General features: G+C 50.5%; 20 protein-coding genes and 1 pseudogene. 15 read left to right on the top strand and 6 right to left on the bottom strand.

Annotated features, from left to right (window positions below; genetic code table 11):
• The 3 genes from V3U24_04190 to V3U24_04180 all read left to right on the top strand — a co-directional run.
• Positions 1-859, top strand: an 859-nt coding sequence (locus tag V3U24_04190; GenBank protein MEE9166648.1) for a hypothetical protein, incomplete at its 5' end; no start/stop codon positions are given.
• Positions 860-894: 35 nt separating this feature from the next.
• Complete coding sequence (locus V3U24_04185; protein MEE9166647.1) at positions 895-1,113, top strand: hypothetical protein; 219 nt, start codon at positions 895-897, stop codon at positions 1,111-1,113.
• On the top strand, positions 1,110-1,376 hold the full coding sequence (locus V3U24_04180; protein ID MEE9166646.1) for a tyrosine-type recombinase/integrase: 267 nt from the start codon (positions 1,110-1,112) through the stop codon (positions 1,374-1,376). The genes V3U24_04185 and V3U24_04180 overlap by 4 nt, the downstream gene beginning before the upstream one ends.
• A 121-nt stretch (positions 1,377-1,497) precedes the next feature.
• Here the strand turns inward: V3U24_04180 and V3U24_04175 are convergent, their stop codons facing one another.
• Positions 1,498-2,175 carry a glycosyltransferase family 2 protein gene (locus V3U24_04175; GenBank protein MEE9166645.1) on the bottom strand — a complete coding sequence of 226 codons (678 nt, stop codon included), beginning with the start codon at positions 2,173-2,175 and terminating at the stop codon, positions 1,498-1,500.
• A 177-nt stretch (positions 2,176-2,352) separates the two neighbouring features.
• Between V3U24_04175 and menA the strand changes: the two genes are divergently transcribed.
• The 9 genes and pseudogenes from menA to V3U24_04130 all read left to right on the top strand — a co-directional run bounded on the left by menA (position 2,353) and on the right by V3U24_04130 (position 13,405).
• Complete coding sequence (menA, locus tag V3U24_04170) at positions 2,353-3,618, top strand: 1,4-dihydroxy-2-naphthoate octaprenyltransferase (protein ID MEE9166644.1); 1,266 nt, start codon at positions 2,353-2,355, stop codon at positions 3,616-3,618.
• 337 nt (positions 3,619-3,955) lie between these two features.
• Positions 3,956-5,062: a glutamine-hydrolyzing carbamoyl-phosphate synthase small subunit gene (gene carA / locus V3U24_04165; GenBank protein MEE9166643.1), complete on the top strand. Its 1,107-nt coding sequence runs from the start codon at positions 3,956-3,958 to the stop codon at positions 5,060-5,062.
• The gene (locus V3U24_04160; GenBank protein MEE9166642.1) at positions 5,059-5,961 is read left to right on the top strand and encodes an ABC transporter ATP-binding protein; all 903 of its coding nucleotides are present in this window, start codon (positions 5,059-5,061) and stop codon (positions 5,959-5,961) included. The genes carA and V3U24_04160 overlap by 4 nt, the downstream gene beginning before the upstream one ends.
• Entirely contained in the window at positions 5,958-6,800 is an 843-nt protein-coding gene (locus tag V3U24_04155; protein ID MEE9166641.1) for an ABC transporter permease subunit, read from the top strand. Before V3U24_04160 ends, V3U24_04155 begins: the two co-directional genes overlap by 4 nt.
• Positions 6,797-7,579, top strand: coding sequence for a hypothetical protein (locus tag V3U24_04150; GenBank protein ID MEE9166640.1), 783 nt, complete (start codon positions 6,797-6,799; stop codon positions 7,577-7,579). Before V3U24_04155 ends, V3U24_04150 begins: the two co-directional genes overlap by 4 nt.
• 56 nt (positions 7,580-7,635) lie before the next feature.
• A complete protein-coding gene (gene carB / locus V3U24_04145; protein MEE9166639.1) occupies positions 7,636-10,836 on the top strand; it encodes a carbamoyl-phosphate synthase large subunit in 3,201 nt (1,066 codons plus the stop codon).
• Positions 10,837-10,973: 137 nt separating this feature from the next.
• A complete protein-coding gene (locus V3U24_04140) occupies positions 10,974-12,107 on the top strand; it encodes a multiheme c-type cytochrome (protein ID MEE9166638.1) in 1,134 nt (377 codons plus the stop codon).
• Between the two features lie 13 nt (positions 12,108-12,120).
• Entirely contained in the window at positions 12,121-13,056 is a 936-nt protein-coding gene (locus V3U24_04135; GenBank protein MEE9166637.1) for a c-type cytochrome, read from the top strand.
• Positions 13,057-13,060: 4 nt separating this feature from the next.
• Positions 13,061-13,405: pseudogene (locus V3U24_04130) on the top strand (DsrE family protein).
• A gap of 140 nt (positions 13,406-13,545) precedes the next feature.
• On the opposite strand, the gene V3U24_04125 reads toward V3U24_04130, so the two are convergent.
• The 5 genes from V3U24_04125 to V3U24_04105 all read right to left on the bottom strand — a co-directional run bounded on the left by V3U24_04125 (position 13,546) and on the right by V3U24_04105 (position 18,000).
• Complete coding sequence (locus tag V3U24_04125) at positions 13,546-13,947, bottom strand: hypothetical protein (GenBank protein ID MEE9166636.1); 402 nt, start codon at positions 13,945-13,947, stop codon at positions 13,546-13,548.
• Positions 13,940-14,659, bottom strand: a complete 720-nt coding sequence (locus V3U24_04120; protein MEE9166635.1) for a DUF3108 domain-containing protein — start codon at positions 14,657-14,659, stop codon at positions 13,940-13,942. The genes V3U24_04125 and V3U24_04120 overlap by 8 nt, the downstream gene beginning before the upstream one ends.
• A complete protein-coding gene (locus V3U24_04115) occupies positions 14,656-15,657 on the bottom strand; it encodes a glycosyltransferase (GenBank protein ID MEE9166634.1) in 1,002 nt (333 codons plus the stop codon). Before V3U24_04115 ends, V3U24_04120 begins: the two co-directional genes overlap by 4 nt.
• 132 nt (positions 15,658-15,789) lie before the next feature.
• Positions 15,790-17,214, bottom strand: coding sequence for a magnesium transporter (gene mgtE / locus V3U24_04110; GenBank protein MEE9166633.1), 1,425 nt, complete (start codon positions 17,212-17,214; stop codon positions 15,790-15,792).
• A gap of 9 nt (positions 17,215-17,223) precedes the next feature.
• The gene (locus V3U24_04105; protein MEE9166632.1) at positions 17,224-18,000 is read right to left on the bottom strand and encodes a type II CAAX endopeptidase family protein; all 777 of its coding nucleotides are present in this window, start codon (positions 17,998-18,000) and stop codon (positions 17,224-17,226) included.
• A gap of 86 nt (positions 18,001-18,086) precedes the next feature.
• Between V3U24_04105 and V3U24_04100 the strand changes: the two genes are divergently transcribed.
• The 3 genes from V3U24_04100 to V3U24_04090 form a co-directional block, all read left to right on the top strand.
• Positions 18,087-18,269, top strand: coding sequence for a hypothetical protein (locus V3U24_04100; GenBank protein ID MEE9166631.1), 183 nt, complete (start codon positions 18,087-18,089; stop codon positions 18,267-18,269).
• Between the two features lie 241 nt (positions 18,270-18,510).
• Positions 18,511-20,676 carry a TonB-dependent receptor gene (locus tag V3U24_04095; GenBank protein ID MEE9166630.1) on the top strand — a complete coding sequence of 722 codons (2,166 nt, stop codon included), beginning with the start codon at positions 18,511-18,513 and terminating at the stop codon, positions 20,674-20,676.
• The coding region (locus V3U24_04090; protein MEE9166629.1) for a right-handed parallel beta-helix repeat-containing protein at positions 20,673-21,756 on the top strand (1,084 nt) is incomplete at its 3' end. The genes V3U24_04095 and V3U24_04090, both read left to right, overlap by 4 nt.

Below are 21,756 nucleotides of genomic sequence, written 5' to 3'. Positions count from 1 at the left end.
GGTAAGAATCCACAGAGACCTCTGCAATCACCCGATTTGGTTGCAGGAAGAATTCACAAGAGGGCAAGCATGGGTAGATATGATCATGCTGGCAAAGTTTGAACCGGGTTACGTGAGAAAGCGTGGTATAAGGATCAACCTTAGAATTGGCCAACTTGCATATAGCAAGAGAACGCTAGCAGAACGCTGGAAATGGAGCCTAGGTAAACTCAACCGATTTCTTACAGAACTTGAACAAGACGGACACATTGAGGTTGTGAGCACCAATGTCTCCAGCACTATTACGATCAAGAACTATGACTATTGGCAGGAAAAAGGGCTCAAAAATGAGTCTCCAGATGGACTACCAAAACCAGGACCCATTTCTGGTCGAGGGGACGGCTCAAACATATCACGAAGTGAACCACCAAACGGAGACCTAACGAATGACCAAACGGAGACCAAACGGACCCCTTTCAATAATGATAAGAAGGCCAAGAATGGAAAGAAGGGGGACGATACCCCCTCAGATGTTCAGAGACTATTTGAGTATTTCATAGGGGAAGTTAACTACAGGGGTCAGCATCCTACCGCTAAACAGAGAGAAATGTTGGAGACAGCACTCCAGGTTATGCCACCAGAAGATTGGAAGCCATACTGTGACGAACGATTGCGACAACAGCGAGACGGCAAAAAAGTCGAGGTAATGCGATTCTTTTTCGAGAGCGACTATCTAAAGTATCAGCTTTCTGCAGAGGATGGAAGCGAGACAAAGTGTATCCGGAGGTGTCCCGAATGCGAAGAATGGTATCTAGAAATCCCTGAAGGCGTGGAAAACTGTCTGAAATGTGGAACCGATTTTTGTGAGGAAATTCTGTGAACATTGTGGGAGTTGAACTAAGCATTAACTGAATTATGAATGAACTTCTAACACCGAAAGAAGTAGCAAAGATTTTCAAGCTCAACTACAGGAAGATTCTCGAAATGACAGCCTTGGGCGAATTGTCAGCTTCGTTCGCAAGTCGAGACGGATTCACGAGTTCCCACTGGCTACTGTATTACTGGCAGGAATACCTGTTGGAAGTAGCAGTGATGAACCTCTGTTCCCTGATCTTTATGTTGACAGTGAATTGAAGCTGATCACCTCCATCAGGAAGCCACGAGAATACATGCAGGCGTTGTTGGAAGCTGAAGGAAGACCCAAGGCGACGCTTCATAGCTTCAGGGTTACATTCAACAACACGCTCAGGGACATGGGGCTACCGATTGAGGACCGTCAAATCTTGCTGGCACATGCATCAAGTGAGACCACCAAGATTTACACGCATCCTAACTTCGATCTGGCTGCACAGTTTGTAAATCGGATACCCGATTACGGTAACGTGACCAAAACGTGACCAAAAACAACACACAATGGTACACAGAACTTCACTGATCAACACAGTGAGAAATCACTATCGCTCGTCGGAAAACTGGGTTTCTCGTCGCAAGATGAATGGATTCATATTGATCAAAGTTTCAGTTCCATAGCCTGAAGCGGATGAGGGTTCGGAATCCGATAAGTCCATCGTACCACCGGATCTTCTTTCCCTGTGAAAAAGACCTGGGCTCATACGATATGGGTACTTCAAGGATCGAAAATCCCCTTCTGGTCAGTTTGGCTGTAACTTCTGGACAAAACTCAAAAGTTCGACATTTCAGGTCGATGTTTTTGAGTACTCTACGATCGAATACCTTGTAGCAAGTGTAGAGATCCGTGAGGTGTATTCCATAGAGTAGGTTTGCCAGGAATGTGAGTATCTGGTTGCCCCAGAGGAAACGTGCGTAGGAGATGGAACTTTTTCCCAGGCGCCGGGAGCCATAGACGACGGATGTTTTTCCTTTCACAATAGGCTGGACAAGGTGGTGATAATCCCTTGGGTCATATTCCAGGTCGGCATCCTGAATAATGATGATATCACCTTTGGCGTTCTTCAAACCCGTGCGAACGGCGGCCCCTTTGCCCATGTTCTTAGGATGGGAATAGATCTTTGCATCCTTAAGATTCAATCGTTCTAATATTTCTCCCGTGCCATCCGTCGAACCATCATCGACAATGATGATTTCTTTCTCAATGTTGACCTTCTGAACCCTCTCGAGAATTGTGTTCAGATTGTCTGATTCATTGTAGACGGGCATGATGACGGTCAGTTTCATGAGGACCGGAAATTTGAGTAGACTGGTCTGTTCGTGTTGACGATATCACTCGTCCGGAAAGTTTAATGAACATAATTCTTTTTTACTCCCTCAATTTCCTTCTTAAATTTCCCGTCAGCTTTGTCTAATGGGGTCTGTTTGAAAGAATGAGTAAGAATAGCAGAGAGGGGAAGCACTATGAGTGAGGATGTCAAAAGTGTGATCACCTGCGATCTTGATGGCAAGATTGAGACTTACAGTGAAGGGGCAGAGACCCTTTTTGGCTACACTCCCGATGAAGTCATCGGGAAAGAGCGAGTCAGTCTCTTCTCCCCGGGCCGTGTGGTGCTCGGTCATGTGACCAAATGGCTAAAGGAGGCCAGAGAAAAGGGCGCCTGGGATGGGGACACTGTTTTTATAAAAAAAGGAGGAGAAAAGCTGGCCGCGCATATACGCATTACCCCCACCTACAGCGAGGATAAGCACGTGGGCTACTGTGGTGTTACCACTCCCCTGGAGGACGCAGATGTCAAGGATGTGGAGCCCAAGATCAGTCTCGTTACGAAAATTTTCAGCTGGTTCGTTATCACCCGTGCTCCTTTCCTTACCGCGACACTCGTCCCGGTACTGCTCGGTGGGGCGGTGACTTCACTTCTTGGCTACACGGTTGATCCGGGACTTCTTGGGATGACCCTTCTAGCTGCCGCGCTGCTTCATGTGGGAACGAACACGGCAAACGACTATTTTGACTACACGAGCGGTACAGATGACGCGACGTTTGACTATATTGTCCCATTTACAGGCGGTAGTCGCAGCATCCAGATGGGTCTTATTTCATCTAAGGGAATGTTGACCGTATCTTTGGTCTCGTTCGTTCTTGGAGGAATTGTGGCCATCCCACTCATACTGAAGGCCGGGCTGGGAGTTCTCTATCTGGGTATCATTGGCGCTCTTTCGGGCCTTTTCTATACGGCGCCCCCACTGCGATTCTGCGCCCGCAAAGGACTCGGCGAGTTGATTGTGGCCTTGAATTTCGGACCGTTGATCGTGGCGGGAAGCACCCTTGTCCAGACAGGCCGGTTGGAGCCCGTGGCGTTTCTGGCGGGCATCCCGGTGGGCTTATTGACGGCAGCCATCCTTTGGATAAACGAGTTCCCCGATCTTGCGGGCGACAAAGCAACGGGTAAAAAAACTCTGGTTGTTGTCCTTGGAAAAGTGAGAGCCCGGTACGGATACGTTCTTCTGGTTGGCGGTGCCTTTACCCTGATTGGAGTCATGGCTTTTCTCGGCGTACTTCCTCTCCTTTCTCTCATTGTCCTTCCCGCGCTATATCTCGCCGTTACGGCGACACGGACCATGTTCAGGCACTACGATGACCGGCTTCTCCGTCCGGCAAATGCTGGTACCATCAATCTCCACCTCGTGACGGGAGTTCTTCTGATAGTTGGCGTCTGGCTTGGATGAGAAGAGTCACAATTCGACTGGTAAGGAGCCCCACTATCGGGGCTCTTTTTTTATCCGTACAAAAGATGATATGGGGGTGATGTTTCGCCGCATTGAAAAAAGATACGACTTACTGAATCATCTGTTCAGCTTTGGCAGGAGCCTGAGGTGGAGAAGGGATTCGGCCGGGGAATCTGTTTTTGCCGAGAGAAATGCCTGCCTATTCGTATCTTATTCATTCCGTAGAAGGATTTTACACAGCTGCTGAGTTGTCCCACATCTTCACAAAGGTTGGATTCAAGAATGTCCGTTCATATCCGTTCAATCTGGGCACCGTGGTTTTGACGACAGGGGAGAAATGACGGGTAACAAGCCTGCCATACTGGTGCTTGAAGATGGCCGGACGTTTCGGGGCTGGAGTTTCGGAGCCCAGGGAGAGACATCAGGCGAGGTCTGTTTCAATACGGGTATGACCGGTTATCAGGAAATACTCACAGACCCTTCATACACGGGTCAGATTGTTACCATGACCTATCCCCACATAGGGAATTACGGTGTGAATGACCGTGACGTTGAATCGTCGCGCATCCATGTGGAAGGATTCGTGGTGCGGGAAGAGACTGTAACGCCCTCCAACTTTCGTGCCACTCAGTCGATAGGGGACTATCTCCGAGCCGCAGGCATCGTGGGAATTCAGGGGGTGGACACCCGGGCTCTCACCCGACATATCAGGAGTCAGGGTGCCATGAATGGCATCATCAGCACGGTCGACCTGGAAGAATCCTCCCTGCTCGCCAAACTGAAGAAAGTCCCCCACATGGTTGGCCTGGATCTTGTCTCAAAAGTCACCTGTGAGGAATCGCATACCTGGAAGGGAGATTCTTCCGGTGCGAACGGTGGTCCTCACGTGGCGGCGATCGATTATGGAATAAAGTGGAACATCCTCCGGCTCCTCTCATCGCACGATTGTCGAGTGACAGTTTTCCCCGGAAATTCTGGACCCGATGACATTATGGCAATTGACCCAGATGGAATCTTGCTGTCAAATGGTCCGGGTGATCCCGCTGCCGTGTCCTACGCCACAAATACCGTGAAGGAGCTTCTTGGGAAAACACCCCTCTTTGGCGTCTGTTTGGGACATCAAATACTCGCTCTCGCTCTGGGAGCGAAAACGTACAAGTTAAAGTTCGGTCACCATGGGACAAATCATCCTGTCAGGAATGTCCCGCGGAAAAACATTGAAATCACGAGTCAGAATCACGGTTTTTCTGTCGATCCGGACTCGCTACCTTCCCAGGTGGACATCACTCACTGGAACTTGAATGACAATACGGTGGAAGGGTTAGGGTGCAGGGACTTCCCCGCTTTTTCTGTTCAGTATCACCCTGAGGCAGGTCCAGGTCCGCACGATTCGCGGTATCTCTTCCGGGAGTTCATCGATTCAATGAGGACGAGGCAATCGTGAGTGAGATTGTTCTTCGAACTCACCATCTGACAAAATTCTTCAAAGGAAGAAAGGCAGTTGCTAATCTCGATCTGGAAGTGGGAGAGGGGGAAATCTTCGGCTTCCTTGGGCCCAACGGTGCGGGAAAGTCCACCACGATCCGGCTCATGCTGGCGCTTATCAAGCCCGATGCGGGTGATGTGGAAGTATTGGGAAAATCCATTTCAAAGTTCCGGAATGAAGCGTTGCGGGGCGTGGGAGCCCTCATTGAAGAGCCGTCGTTTTACAAGAACATTTCGGCAAGGAAGAATCTTCAAATGCTTGCCAATCTGGAACGCCTTCCTTACCGCCGGATTGATCGCGTTTTGGAGCATGTGGGGCTTATGGACCGGGGAAATGACAGGGTCAAGACCTATTCCCACGGTATGAAACAGAGATTGGGAATTGGGCAGGCACTCCTTAGTGAACCGAAAGTGTTGATTCTTGACGAACCTACAACAGGACTCGATCCCCAGGGAATGAAGGAAGTGAGAGAACTCATTGTGAACCTGGCCTCCGGGGGAACAACCATTTTTCTCTCGTCTCACCTTTTGCATGAGGTTGAACAGGTGTGTACCTCTATGGCAATCATCAATGAGGGGAAGATGGTGACTACCGGCAAGGTAGCTGACCTATTGGAAAAAGGGGAGCTATTCGCCACCGAAATCAAGGCGTTTCCCCTGGATAAGGCCCAGACGGTCCTAAAGAAACTTGAATATGTCAAGACTGTCTCTGTAGTGGGAGATACATTAAAGGTGACCATTTCCTCCACGGATCTGTCTGACCTTACAAAAACGCTTGTGGAAAACGGAATTCAGGTGTCGGCTGTTATTCCCAGGACATCATTAGAAGACTACTTTCTTTCATTAACAGGAGAATGATGCTGTTCAGCCTGGTAAAAAACGAACTGACAAAAATCTCCGGAAAGCGAAGGAGCTTTCTTGGATTTATTGTCATCGGAGTTCTAATGCCCCTTATTCTATGGGGATTCAAAATTGGCGGTGGGGGGATCCAGAGAGATATGACCCGTCAACTGCAAGATACTTTCGTCATGGTCGGGTCCATGTTTAACGGATTCCTGGCCACCTATTTCGTCATGAATTTTCTCTGGGTCCATATCCCATTCCTCATAACTCTCGTGGCTGGAGATGTAGTGGCGGGTGAAGGAGCTGCTGGTACATTCCGAATATACCTCACGAGGCCGGTTTCCCGGAGTAAGATCCTCCTTTCGAAACTGGCTGCCACTTATCTCTATACAGCCGCTCTGATTGTGTTCTTTGCTGTTATGAGTCTGGGCCTTGGCTCCCTCTGGCTCGGTGCGGGCGATTTGATCATCTTTCACCGGGGAATCTTGATTCTGCCGGAAGGGACGGCGTGGCTGCGATTTGGCCTGTCGTTTGTCTTTGCCATTGGTGTTATGTGTGTGGTAGCCTCCCTCTGCTTCATGTTTTCCACCATGGTGAATAATGGAATTGGACCGATGATTGGCGCCATGGCCGTCATCGTTGTGGGCCTTGCCGTTTCCAACATACCTCTGGATTTGTTTGAAACAATCAGACCGTACCTGTTCACCTCCTACTTTGACCTGTGGAAAAAAGCATTCTACGATCCAATTCCCTGGGCAGATATCGCAAAGAGTATATCGGCGCTCGCTCTTTACACCTTCGGTTTCATAGGGGTCAGTTTTGCGGTCTTCACACGAAAGGAAATTCTGTCGTGACAGGAATGGTTCTCATGCTGGTATTCGCTGCTTCAGGTAGACCCCTCATTCCTCTCCAGGACGTGGGCACTTTTCCTGAAGAATCGATGACGGTGGACACGATCCTGAATCGATTGACGAACCAGTTCAACAAAGTGGAGGATTATACAGCCAGAGTGGACATATCTGTGGAGATGCCCTATTTTCGCATGCCCAACAAAACCGTGGAACTCTATTTCAAGCAACCGGACAAAGTGAAGGTGGAATCAGATGGGTTTGCAGTTGTTCCCAAGACGGGATTGGCCATGTCGCCGGCTCGGAGCTTTTCAAATCTGTTTGATCTGCACGTGGCTGGCCGGGAGAAGCTTCATGGCGATTCCTGCATCATTGTTGAGGGAATGGTGAATCCCGATTCGCTGAAGTTCAAGATGTGGGGTGATGAAGGGGAACAGGGAATTAGTGTCACCTCCCGTCTCTGGGTGGATGAAAAGCGCTGGGTCATTGTCAGAATTGAGACTTTTGTTGATACAACACGTATGTTGTCCATAGTGACTGACTATGAGGAACTGAATGGTGGGATACAGCTACCCGGGCTCACAGAGATTTCGTTCAGCATAGGGGGCAGATTTCTCGGCAGGTTGGGGGATCATGACCCAATGAGCGGACCATTTGGAGATTCCGGGGAGTCTTACGCTCCGGACGTTGAATCGGATTTTCAGGGCACCGTGCGTCTCCAGTTCAGTAGATACAAAGTTAATCAAGGTCTTAAGGACAAGATTTTTGAGAAAACGACTTTCTAGATTCTCTACGCGTTCAGAAGAAATCCCCAAAAGATGGCATCCCTGCATAAATCAAGATGCCTAAGAGAACTGACATAGAGTCGATTCTCATCCTGGGTGCCGGTCCCATCGTGATTGGACAGGCTTGTGAATTTGACTATTCAGGGACTCAAGCGTGCAAGGCTCTCCGGGAGGAAGGGTATCGCATCATTCTTGTGAATTCAAATCCTGCCACTATCATGACAGACCCCGGTATGGCGGATGCAACCTATGTTGAACCCCTCACCCTGGAATTCGTTGAAGCCATCATAGAAAAGGAACGGCCGGACGTCCTTCTCTCAACAGTGGGGGGACAGACGGGGCTCAATCTGGCCGTGTCACTCCATGGAAGTGGCGCACTGGAGAATTTTGGCGTGGAGCTCATCGGGGCTGGTATTGAAGCCATCAAGCGTGCCGAGGACAGGGAAGAGTTCAAGAAGTGCATGGAAAAAGAGGGAATTGACGCACCCGAGGGAGGGTTTGCAAAGTCGCTGGATGAGGCCGTTGCCCTGACGGAACAGCTTCCCTTCCCCGTTATTATCCGGCCTTCCTTTACCCTGGGTGGTAGTGGCGGCAGCAGCGCATTCAACCAGGAGGAGTTTCTCGATCTGGCTGAGAAAGGACTGGAGGAAAGCCCCATTTCTGAAATTCTTATTGAAGAATCGTTACTGGGATGGAAAGAGTTTGAGCTGGAAGTTATCCGGGACCGGCACGATAACGTCATAGTTGTATGTTCCATTGAGAATCTCGATCCCATGGGAGTTCATACGGGCGATTCCATCACAGTGGCCCCTGCTCAGACCCTGACAGACACGGAATACCAGAAGATGCGTGATTGGGCCATTGCCTGTATCCGGGGTATCGGTGTCGAAACAGGGGGTTCAAATATTCAGTTTGCCGTTAACCCGGAAACGGGTCAAATGGTGATCATTGAAATGAATCCCCGTGTGAGCCGTTCGTCAGCACTGGCTTCGAAAGCGACAGGGTTTCCTATTGCCAAGGTCGCTGCGAAGCTGGCTGTCGGATACACCCTTGACGAGATACCCAATGACATTACGGGAAAGACCCTGGCCGCTTTTGAGCCAACCATTGACTACGTAGTGACAAAAGTCCCAAGGTGGGATTTCGAAAAATTCCCATCAGCGTCGGGTCACCTTGGAGTACAGATGCAATCGGTGGGGGAGGTGATGGCCATCGGTGGATCGTTCCGGGAATCACTCCAAAAAGCATTTCGCTCCCTGGAAATCGGTTTAGACGGACTCGAGCCCGCCAGCCGGCGGAGCAAGCGCCCCCTGGACATGAGTAAACTTCGCTTTCCCACGGCGTTCCGCCTGCTCAAGATCCACAGGGCGTTTCTCGATGGACAGAGCGTCGATGATCTCCACCGCACTACAGGTATCGATCCCTGGTTTCTTCGCCAAATTGAGATAGTCGTGCGGAGGAGCAGGGATGGAAATGTGGATAGCGACGAACTGAAATCTCTCAAACGGGATGGTTTTTCTGATCTCCAAATTGGCCGGATGGTAGACTCGTCCGAAGCGGATATTCGTAGCCGCCGCATGGAAGAGAATATTCTACCCTCCTACAAAATTGTGGATACCTGTGCGGCGGAATTTGAGGCCCGGACACCTTACTGCTACTCTACCTATGAGGAGGAGAATGAAGTGGAGCCCCTGGAAGGGAGAAAGGTCATGATCCTGGGAGGGGGTCCCAACCGAATCGGTCAGGGAATCGAATTCGATTATTGCTGTGTTCAGGCCGTTTTCGCGGCAACTGAACTGGGCTGGAAAACGATCATGGTCAACTGCAATCCGGAAACGGTTTCCACCGATTTTGATATCACCGACAGGCTCTATTTCGAGCCTCTTACCTTTGAGGATGTAATGAACATCGTCGAACTTGAGAGGCCGGAGGGGGTTCTCATCCAGTTCGGCGGACAGACCCCGCTTAACATTTCAGGAAGACTGAAAGAGGCGGGCGTTTCCATAGTGGGCACCTCTCCGGAAGCGATTGATCTGGCGGAAGACAGGAAGAAGTTTGGGGCACTTCTGGACCGGCTGAAGATACCGAGGCCTGAGTACGGCACGGCCATGTCAGAGAAAGAGGCAGTCGCCGTGGCGAAGCGGGTTGGCTATCCCGTCCTTGTGAGACCTTCCTACGTACTGGGTGGACGGGCCATGGAGATCGTCTATGGCGGCAGACCACTTATGGAGTACGTTCGTCGCGCCGCCGAGGTATCCCCCCGGCACCCCATTCTCATCGATGCCTTTCTTGAAGATGCCTTCGAATTCGACGTCGATGCTCTCTGCGATGGGAAGGATGTTTTTATTGGCGGTATCATGCAGCATATCGAGGAGGCGGGGATCCACAGCGGCGACTCTTCGTGTGTGATTCCTCCGTACTGGATTACGGAGGATGCGCTTGAAAGGTTGGAGACTTACACCCGCACCATTGCCCTTGAAATGGAGGTGGTGGGTCTGATCAATATCCAGTTTGCCGAGAAGGACGGCACTGTTTTCGTTCTGGAGGCAAATCCCCGGGCCAGCCGGACAGTTCCATTTGTCAGCAAAGCGACGAATGTCCCACTGGCCAAAATTGCCACAGGACTCGCACTGGGGAAGAGTTTATCCGACTATCGTCTACCTGGAAGCAGAGAAAACCACTTTGTCGCTGTGAAGAAGCCTGTCTTCCCCTTCAACAAGTTTCCCCGGGAAAAAGTTTTTCTCGGTCCCGAAATGAAATCAACAGGAGAAGTGATGGGCCTGGACCGCAGGTTTGGGGACGCGTTTGCGAAGGCCCTCATAGGAGGTGGTGAAAGACTCCCCACCGGTGGGACCACCTTTTTCTCGGTGAACGACAATGACAAGATGAAAGCGATACCCATAGTCAGGGATTTCGCAGAAATGGGATTTCGCATCCTGGCAACAGAAGGGACAGCAAAGGCGTGCCGGCGCAACGGCATTGAAGTCACGAAGATTTTCAAGGTGGGAGAGGGTCGCCCCAATGTGGTGGATGGGATAAAGAACGGTGACATTCAACTGGTGGTGAACACACCTCTTGGTTCCCGGTCACGGTATGACGAATATGCCATTGGCCGAGCAGCAATTCAATACGGGGTACCGGTCATCACGACCCTTTCTGGCGCTCGGGCGGCCGTCCGAGGAATCCGGACCCTCCAGAAGGGGAGTCCAAAAGTGAGGAGTTTGCAGGAATACTTTGCCGACTTCCCAAACCTCTAGCCCGATCTATTACCGAATTGCCGACTGGAAAACTGTGGAGGCCTGTCAGGTAATGAGGGAAACGGTCATGGAACGGTTAGAGGATATGTCAAAACTGTGGGAAGAGTATCCAGGCTCTTAGTAATGTTGGAGGAATCATGATCAAACTATTGCGATCCTTACTATTCATTACCGTAACCCTTCTTGAAGGTGTTCTGACAGCTCAGGAACCCGCTGGGATAGAAAGCGCAGCTACGTGCAAGGGATGTCACCAAGAGATCTACGATCAATGGTCACGCTCACGTCACGCCCGGTCGACGCCTTCCACCAATATTCTCTTTGCATATGTTTACGAATTGTCACAGAAGGATACCGATGGCCAGACGAAGCTGTACTGTATCCGCTGCCACGCTCCGGTGAGCCAGATCAATGGTGATGTTGGCTTGGAGCAAGAGATAACGAGTGAGGGGATAACTTGCGATATTTGCCACTCGATCACGAAACTCACCGATCATCCGGACAAGTGGCCCAACGAATATGATCCGGGTGGGGTCAAGCGAGGGACAAAAAAGGATTCGGAGCCGGGAAGGCATAAAGTTGTCTATTCGGAATTGTTTGAAAACAGTCGCATCTGCTCGGGGTGTCACGGTGATATGCTGGATATCCCGGGAACACGAAGTTGTGGGAATCTGACCATCTGCGACACGGATTTTGAGTGGAAGCAATCCCAATTGGCCGCGGCAGGCAAATCTTGCGTGGATTGTCATATGTCGGGGCACGATTTTTCCGGTGCCTATTCTCCGGCAAAGCTAAGGGAAGCGGCTACGATTGAGTTGAATGTGAAAGAGTTCGAAGGCGAAGTGATTGCCACTGTAGAAGTCATAAATACAGGTTCCGCCCACTTACTCCCTACCGGTCCTCCGGCAAGGATGATCTTTTTGAAAGTCAGTGCCTTGGGTCCGGCTGGTCAGGAGGTCTGGACGAACTTCACTGACAACCCGGCCAAGGAGGATCCGTTCGGTGTTTTCCATATAGTTTTCTCTGATCTCGAGGGGAATGTCCCTTCGATGCCGTGGTTAGCGTCGAGGATTGTGAAGGATACCCGATTGAGACCTGAAGAAACGAGGCGGTTGGTGTACAAGTTCCCCTCAGAAGGTGTAGAAAATGTAACCGCAAAATTGTTTTATCGACTGGCGCCACCGCCGTTGCTGGACAAATTCGGAATCAGTGATGAAACAGTGCGCAAAGCCTATCTAATGGCGAAAGCGGAAAGGACATTTGGAACAGAATAAGGGAGTTTAAACCATGGCGAGTAAAACCGTTTTGATCCTTCCCTCACTGCTCACAATCATCGCGGTAACCTTCGTACCTGTTTCCATTCGAGGGGATAACCCGTCATCTTCCGGGGATATTGATCGGCAGAGCAGGTTGGATCTGGGGAAGAACGTGTACGAGCAACACTGTGCCATATGCCATGGTGAAAACGGAGACGGGAACGGCAAGGAAGCCCACCGGTTCAGAACCAAACCGACAGATCTTACACGAGGGGAATATAAGTTCAAGAGTACGTATCCCGGTTCATTGCCTTTCAGCAGCGATCTTTACCGCAGTGTTACAGAAGGGGTGAGGGGAACGGGTATGCTAGGGCAAATCCACCTGACAGACGAAGAACGTTGGGCAGTTGTGGAACACATGAAATCATTTTCACCCCGGTTTCAGGAAAACCCGGTTCGTCTACTTGAAGAAGGTGTTGTTATCCCGAAGCTTCCCCTCAAGACGCCCGACATGATCTCACTTGGTGCCCAAGTGTACCGCGAAGCTGGGTGTGATAAGTGCCACGGAACAAGTGGTCGAGGTGATGGTCTTTCAGCCCTCGAATTACGGGATAGCCGGGAGAATCCGGTGCAAATGCCAGATCTCACCAGGACGCCGAGAAAGATGGGAGACAGATCTGAAGACCTCTATCGAATATTGGTCACCGGTGTGGAAGGTACGCCCATGCCCTCCTACAAAGGCGCACTGGACGAGTCTCAGCTATGGGCGGTGGTCTATTATCTTGAATCGATTGCCACGGGCAGGTATGGCAACTGTATGGCGATGCCCAAAGGGTCCCTTGGAATGGGACGGATGATGGATATGGTAGGGGAGGAATGTATCGGGATGCAGATTGACATGCCGGCGGCCAGGGCGAAAATGATGGGCCGGAGAGGTCCCGGAATGATGAGAAGTATGAGGAAATGACCCGATGATTACGTTCATATTGAATGAAGCTCCATACGGCTCGGAGAAGTCTTACAACGCTTTGCGACTAGCTCTCTCCACAGTGAAGAAAAAGGAGCCAGTGAGAGTATTCTTGATGGATGATGGTATATTCTGCGGACTGAAAGACCAGAAGACCCCCGACGGCTATTACAATATTGGCAGGATGATCAACGGTCTGCTCAAGCGCGATTATGATGTCCACGCCTGAGGTACATGTTGCGATGCCCGGGGGGTATCTCAAGAAATGTTGATTGACGGGATTGTGAAGAGTGGCGTGGATACTTTAGCCGAGTGGACGATTGAGAGTGTGAAAGTGCTTACGTTCTGAGCCAGAGGAAGAGGCGAAGGCTAAGGAATGGTAAACATTGCGATCACACACTACATAGCCGAAGGAATCGGTCGCTTTGAATGAAAAGAAAACGGGTTCTTACAAGATAGCCAGAGGCAGCGGATCAAGGACTGATAGTTCTACCGAATGGGTATCAGGTGTCCGAGGATATAGCCCAAAAGGATCCCCACCATCAGGGCTATCGTCAGCACTTTCGTTTGCATCATTTCTTTTGTATACCCTTTCTTGATGGCGATGACCGACACGAAGTAGCCGAGAGCATTTAGGATCCAAAACAGCGGAATAGCAAACAGTTTTACGATAAATGGTCCCACCACCGGAATCAACAATACGATGGCGGCCAGTCCGGCAAACGCTTTGGTGACTACACCAAGGAAAATGGTGGCAATGGCAATGACTTTCGTGTCAATCCCGAAGTTGAGTGCCACCAGGATTCCGGTGAGGATGATTCCCCACAACAGGAGAACCTTCCAGTAGTGGCGAAAAAGAGTTTTTATTCTTCTGGATGGTGAGTCACTCATTGTCGAGTTCGGCGAAGAGGGTGAATCCTTTGACTTTCACCTCGGCGCGCAATATACGTCTTTCTTCCCCTCTTTCAATCCAGATTTGCCGCACACAGTCCTCCAGGCCGATGCCCCAGGTAAACACATCGGTCACGTCCACAAGATGAGCATCTGAGTTCCCCGGTATCAGGTCAACCCGGTAGTGGTCAGTGACGTGTCTCTCCCCATCCAGATCGATTTCTGTTGAATCGACCCAGAGAAAACGTGATTTAAGAAAACGGCCTTCATGATCCATGGGCCACCATTGCATGTCAAGGGATTCCCAGTCAGTGGAACGAGCGCGCAGGAGAAGCGAGAAAATGTTATGAGTCCCTTCAGGGCGTTCATAATGGATGCTATCAGATTGATACACCTTCTGTTGGGCATTCCACAGAATCGTGAGCTTCTGCTTCAGATTGGGCTGTTCCACGTTTTTCTCATACCGAAGCATCTGGAATGTCTGCGCGTCAAGTATGGTCCGGTATCTGCTGTTCACGGGGAAAATGTAAGAAAACGCCTTCGTTGTCCTCGTTGTGAAATCAAGTTCGGTGCGTCTTGCCTCTCCAGTGTCAGAAATGGTCATCGTAATATGGACGCACGGGATTTTCCAGAAGTAGATGGTATAGTGATATGTCTCAGCGCCCAATGAAGTCAGGAATCCAGCGAGGAGAATGATCTTCGGAAGACTCACTTCTCTCTTCCTCCCCACTGCAGCCGGTGACCGCCAAAACTGAGTATGCCCATGGCCACTACATAGGGGATTTGAAGAAGAAACCAGCCTGCAAACGTTTTTCTCAGTTCACGGCGATTCAATACCCGGGTGGCCTTCATCATCAGGACTCCTTCCACTGCGAATTTTGCAGCCAATCCCTTCGCAAGGGGAATCAGGAGTGCCGGCGTCCACAGCGAAGCTGCGAGCATGGTCAGCGGTAGAAGATTCACGACAAATGTGATGATGATAATAGAGAAGAAGAAAGGGTCGTACTGCCGAACGTAAGAAGAGTCACTTGCCCATCGCATGCGCTGGGTGACAAAATCCCGAAGTGTGGGAAGCGGAGCACTGCTGACGTAGCTGAAGGAATCGGAGGCGAAGGCGATTTTCCAGTCTGTCTGGTGTTTGATCCGCTGGAGAAGCAGGTTATCATCGCCACCCACGGCATGGGGAAAGGATGAAAATCCTTTCACTTCCTCAAAAGCTTCCTTCCGGTAAGCAAGATTCTGACCCGTGCATGCAAGGGGAATTCCCATTTGTGTGGTCCCCTCGGCCGCTGCCATGAGCAGGAGAAAATCGAGGGCTTGGATCCTCTCGAAGCTTGACACTGAAGGCGACACCTGGGCATAACCGACGACTGCACCCACTTGTGTCGTGAAGTAGGATGCCATGACTTCGATCCAGGAGCTGGAGACATGACAATCCGCGTCGGTGAGGAGGATTATCTCTCCCGATGCGTGACGGATTCCCATATCCAGAGGTCGTTTCTTGAACCGCAGGGGTGAAGAATTCTCTTTCGTTGACAGCAACGTGAGGTTGGGATGTTCTTTTGCAAAGGAGCGGCACACATTTGGGGTAATATCTGTGGATTGATCATCCACAATGATGATCTCATAACTCTCTTTGGGATACGTTTGGTGGGTTACTTCCGTCAGGATTCTCACAATATGATCTTTCTCATTTTTCACCGGAATCACCACACTGACCGAGTGACGATCCTCTGTTCTGGGGTGGCCCCGTCTCACAAGGCCGAGCAGGAAGAAAATCAGAATGATCGCGTAAAGGCCCAGGAAGATGTGGAAAAGAAGAGGGAGCAATGCTCGAAAAGCTCAGACGGTGATGAGGAAATGGGCCGCAATGAGAAAGTAGACGAGAATACCGAGGATGTCGATGGATGTGGTGACGAAAGGACCGGAAGCGACGGCGGGATCCACGTCGAGCCTCCTGAGGAGGATGGGTACAAGTGTCCCTATCGATGTGGCGATAAGCATGGAAATGCAAATTGACAACCCCACCACAAGTCCGATCATCGGTGACACATTCAAAAACTTCAAGAAAGTGGAAACGACGCCCAGGAGGAAACCGTAGAAAATGCCTAGCAGGATTCCAACCCTCATCTCTTTCCAGATAACCTGTCCTATGCGGGAGAGCTGGATTCTCCCGGTTGCAAATCCTCTGATAATGATGGTGGAGGATTGCGTTCCCACGTTCCCTCCCATTCCGATGATGACAGGTATAAAAGCAGGGAGAGCCACCGTGCTCATAAGAACGGGTTCAAAGATTCCCGATATCCAGGCGACCATCAACCCGCCCACCCACGTGGCAAAAAGCCACGGCAACCGAAGCTTCACATTTTCAGATACGGGTTTCAGCAAGATTTCCCTGTCTTTTCCTATCCCTGCCATCTGAAGGAAGTCTTCCGTGGCTTCTTCACGTATGACGTCCACAACGTCATCCACTGTCACAATTCCCAGAAGAGTGCGGTCATTATCCACCACCGGGACGGCAAGGAGGTTATAGCGGGAAACCTGTCTTGCCACTTCTTCCTGGTCGGTTTCCGGGGAGACGTATACCACCTCTTTTGTCATAATAGACTTCAGCTCCGCGTCCGGGTCTGCCGTAACGAGCTCTCGTAGAGAGACGACGCCCGTAAGTCTCTTGTGTTCTTCTGTGACGTACAGGTAGAAGACCATTTCGGCTTCTTTATAATAGGTCCGGATCGAGTCGATGGCGTCCTTTGCCTTCATCGTTTCCGGAAGAGAAAAGACATCCACCGCCATGATACCGCCGGCGCTATCCTGCGGATAGGCCATAAGTTCCTCCAGTTCCTCCTTCTTCAGAGTGTCCAGAATCGAATTGGTTTTCTCATCAGGAAGAAGTCCCAGAATGTCAGCCATATCGTCCGAGCCAATTTCTTTCAACAACTCCGCGATAGGTTCGGCTTCTATCGGTTCCAGCAGTGACTGAACAATCGACGTGTCCAGTTCGCTCAGCAATTCACCGGCCCGGTTATCTTCCTTCATCAGGTTGAAGACGTCCAGCCGCTGTGTATCAGTAAAGTATCGAAAGAGAAGAGCCAGATCAGCGGAGTGTGTCTTATGAATCAGTTTAACGAGATTGACTCTCGCTCGCCGCCGGATGAGTCGCCGAAAAGTGTCCAGGAGAACCACCACCTCCCTTTCCGACATGCGTCCCGTTCCAAACGATTTGGTGGTCATCACGTGTCCCATCCTTTCCTTGTTGCTGGTAAGCACCTCATCGATTCACCCCCTCGAATTTGACAGGCGTCGGAACCCGATGACGGTCAACACCGCCCCGCCGATGAGGATCACGGGTGACACGTGTCCCCGCCAGGCGTACCAGGGCTCCAGATACTCTCCCCAGTTAATAAAAGTGAAGGCAAGCCCGTTGTTAATGCCGTGCATGACAATACTTGGAAATACAGAATTGGTTCGCCAGGCCAGATAGCCCATGAGGATAGCCAGCAGATAGATCTGGATCATCCCGGAGGGATTAAAATGGATGACGGCAAAGAGAAGGCTTGTGATTAGCACTGCTCGCGTGACATTCTTCCAGTGATTCTCAAGTACGCTCTGGAGAAAACCCCGGAAAAGAATTTCCTCTGCCACTGCTGCAAGAATCACGGCGCCCAAAAAGATCAGAAGAAGGGACACAGGATCATCCGCACGCAGGAGCTGAGGCAACCAGTCGGGCGGAGGGAAAACAGAAGTTATAAGTCGATCCACTTCATCGGCCCATACAACAACTCCAAGGGAAAAGATGACGGTGATGCCGAGAGTGGTGGCGGGAACGGCGTTGATCCTGAGAACGCGGCGGATGTTGTTCGTTCGTCTGGCAAGAAAAATGAAGACGGGAACCAGGAGAACAGACTCTCCGAATATGAGAGTTACGGGTCGGATAAATGTTCCGCCGCCGTTATTCTGAAGAAGGAATGCGGCCCCCGACGTGAGGAGTACCGACAGCACAATGGACATTATAACCACACTCACCGCTGCTCTTACGGTAAACTGTTCTCTCATGGGTATCGGGCTCCTGTAATATCGTGGCCTCACAAAAATTAAACAATCCCCCCTGGAAAACCAAACGGAACGCCCAGTTTTGAAGCATGGAAAATCTTGTGGCCACTGTCCAATCCCAATACTATCCAATGGACCTCGATTCACTACACTCCCGGACCCTCCTCATCCGTGTCGTGGGATTATCCATACTGTGTTTTCTTCTGTACTTTTCTCAGGCAGACCTGTCTGCCGCCAGGCATGAAAGTACCAAATTCATCGGCACCAAGTAGGAGATTTTGTCATCCCGACAAAGCGGGAAAAAGTGAATGGAAACTAGCTACAGGATTCAAGTAGTGTGCGGGCGTTGAGCTCAATGAAAGCCCATGAACAAACGGGCTACAATAAAACCACAGACTTATACGCGCTACGCCCAGATTGGCCTTCGTACAACCGCCTTGAGGCGCTAAATTCAAACGCTATGGCTCTGGAACTAAAGAAAATCCTGATGCTGATCACACTTTTTTTACGTTCGTGAAGGCCGAATTTGTTATCAAGGGTGTCGTTGTAGACAGTGAGAATGACGAGGGCATAATAGGAGCCAACCTTTTGATAGTTGGAACGGAGGTAGGTGCCAGTACTGACACATCGGGTCAATTCAGAATAGAATGGGAGGGAGAGCTGCCTGTAAGACTCCGGGTTACCCACATCGGATACATGACACGGGAAATGAACGTATCGGTTCAGACTTCCCTGAAGATCCGACTGGTGCCCAAAGTTCTGAAAGGAAGAGAGGTAACTGTCGTGGGGGAGCGGACTCGAGCTCAGGCAGAGGCATCAACAGCCATGGATGTGATCGATATTGAGGCAATTCAGATTGAGGGAGCCAGGGATGTGGGATCCGCCTTGAGGCGAATCAGTTCCGTGGTGGTAGACGAAGCAAGCTCAGGTGTCCAGACTGTGAGTATTCGAGGAAGCAATTCGAATGAAGTCGCAGTCTATCTGGATGGTGTCAAGATCAACAGCGCCAATACGGGTGTGGCTGACCTTTCTCAGATTGATCTCAATACACTTCAAAAAATAGAGGTGCTGAGAGGGGGGAACACCTACCTTTTCGGGCAGGGAAATCTGGGAGGTGTGCTGAACCTGGAAACACGGGGGGCAACCAGGAACAGTCTGTCTGTGGATTGGGGCGATGGTCTTTCTTTTGAGGACGATCGTGATCTGTCGCTTGGGGCAACGGGAGTTTTAGGGCCTGTAGGAGTGGGAGGACAGATCTCGGGACGTTCGAGGGAATACGAGGGTCGAACCCTCACCAGCTCATTTTTTGCCCATCTTCTCGGTGACGGCCGGTTTCGATTCGGGAAGTTCAGCGGCCGGTGGTATGAACTGAAGAATAGTCTTACTTATCCATCGGGAGATGTAGCACTGGGGGATCATCAGGTCATCGGCAGCTTCCGGTACAGGGGAGATGTGTGGCGAATGACGGGTTGGGAATTCTTTGGTGGAAACAGGCTTTGGACGGAGACGAACAACTTTTTCGATAACCTAGACCAGAGACTTGACGATAAGACGTTCTCCTACCGGATCAGCAAGGACTTTGGCCTGAAATATCTGAATGCAACGGCTCAATTTGAACAGGAGAATCAGGATTTCACCGGGGATCGAACTTTGTACTGGCGCCCCGACTTCAAATATGCCACCGATAGGTGGAGTGAAATTTCCCGGAGAACACGTGCCTTCGCTGTTGTAGGACGTTGGTTTGCTGAAGGAGATAGCCCGATTCTACGACGTCTTCAGATTGAACTGAGCGGTCGTATGGATGATTCGTATACGGACCGGTTGGAACGGACGATTGTCAGATATGTGGATGGGGACACCACAGGTGTGTGGGAGAATGAGGGTGAAAACAGAGAACGCTTCTTCAGCCGCCGCCTCGGACTAAGGATGGAGGGTTTAACCAACCAGTTTGGCTACAAGGTGTTTTTTACCCAGGGGAATAATCGGCGACTTCCAACTCTGAATGATGTATTTGTAAAAGCGACCACCTACTTTGACTCCCTCCGTCTGCTGCCGCTCGGACCGGAATCTCTAAACTCCATGGAAGTAAATGTTCACTTCTCCTTTACAGAATTCCTTACGACCCCGGTGATATCGGAACTTGCGTTCAGCGGCGCCTATTTCCGGAACAATTACGACAACAAAATTGGATATCTGCACACGGAGGAACTTCAGGAAAACTATGAACCGCCTTACCCTTACAACGAACTACAGGCGGATATCCAGGGTGTGGAAGCCGCAGTTCAGGCATCGTTTCTTGCGGACAAACTCCGTTTTGGGGCCAATTACACCATGTTGGATATTGACAATCCGCTGATCTTTCCAAATCGGCCGGGATTTCGGTATGTTGTCACAGCGGACATTGATATGGACTGGGTGGCCATAAGCTATGATTTGTTCAGTGAAGGGGAGCAGTTCGTCATGGGCAGTTCGTTCGGTCGATTGTTTGAGCCGAGGCGTGACGCCAATCTCAACATCACGTTTCGGAAAACGGTAGGAAGGGTGAACTTGAGTCTCAGTTACACTCTAAGGAACTTGATGTCAAGAGGGGAAAAGGAGTCGGACTCAGAGTTGGACATCCTCTTTTTCAACTACTACCGGCAGTACCGGGAGATTGTCATCCTGCGGGTCAGTATATGAAGCGAATCTCCTTTCTATTCCTTCCTGCCTTTACCCTCCTGGTGATGACATGTGACAATCCCTTTACCCCGGAACCCACCGGGAAAGAGGATCTCTTCAAGCTGAGTCATGATTATGACGGGGGGACCAGAATTGTCCAGAAAAGACCCATCGTCCTTACGTGGTCGGAGATTACCGTCACAGACTTTGCAAAGTATACGATCCACCGGTCGACGCTGAAAAACGGTAAAGAAGTGTGGGAAGAGAGGGTCGAGATCACGAATCCCTTGCAGGTGACCTACACCGATACTCTTAACGATGACGAAACGTTTCGATACAGGATTCGGATTGAGGATACCGCGGGGAATGCTCGTGACGCACAAACCGAAGAGTTCGTGTTGCACACAACCTCCCTATTGGTACCTGCCGAGTATGAATCGATGCAGGAGGCCTACGATACCCCGTTTATTGACGACGGGGATACAGTCTTTGTCGAGTATGTCAATCCCAGGACCTATGCCCGTCCGTTCTTGTTTGTGGGTAAGGACATCTATATCAAAGGAGTGGGGGGACCGGAAGAAGTGGTCGTGTCACATGGCGGTACCATAGCAGTCATGAATCGCGGTACCTTAACGGGTTTCACGTTTCAAAAAGGAGGAGTGATCCTCTCTGGAACGGCCGCAATGAGTGATTGTATCATTACAGGGGTATACACATCTGATAAATCCGTTGAACGATCCGCCGTTGTGATCAGTGATAGCGCTGAGATACGAAACTGTAGAATCTCAAACAATGGGAAGTATGCTCTCTACGGTCGTGGTGGTAATGGCGGGGGTATGATAATTCGCGGCCATGCCACGGTCAGGGACTGTATCATTACCGAGAATCAGGCGGGTAGAAAGGGGGGAGCAGTCTATATATCGGGCGAACCTACAATAATGAATTGCATAATTGACAGAAACATCGCCAAAGAGGTTGGCGGCGGAATGGCGATTGACGGAAATCCCACGATCATAAACTCTATCATAACCAACAACGTTGCCGGTGAGGGAGGAGGAGGGATATTCTTGACTTTTGGATCGACCGCCACAGTGGTGAATT

The sequence above is a fragment of the Candidatus Neomarinimicrobiota bacterium genome, assembly GCA_036476315.1.
Lineage (GTDB): Bacteria > Fidelibacterota > Marinisomatia > Marinisomatales > S15-B10 > JAZGBI01.
The sequence above is the reverse complement of the archived record's forward strand: the minus strand, read 5'-3'. Positions and strand labels throughout refer to the sequence as shown.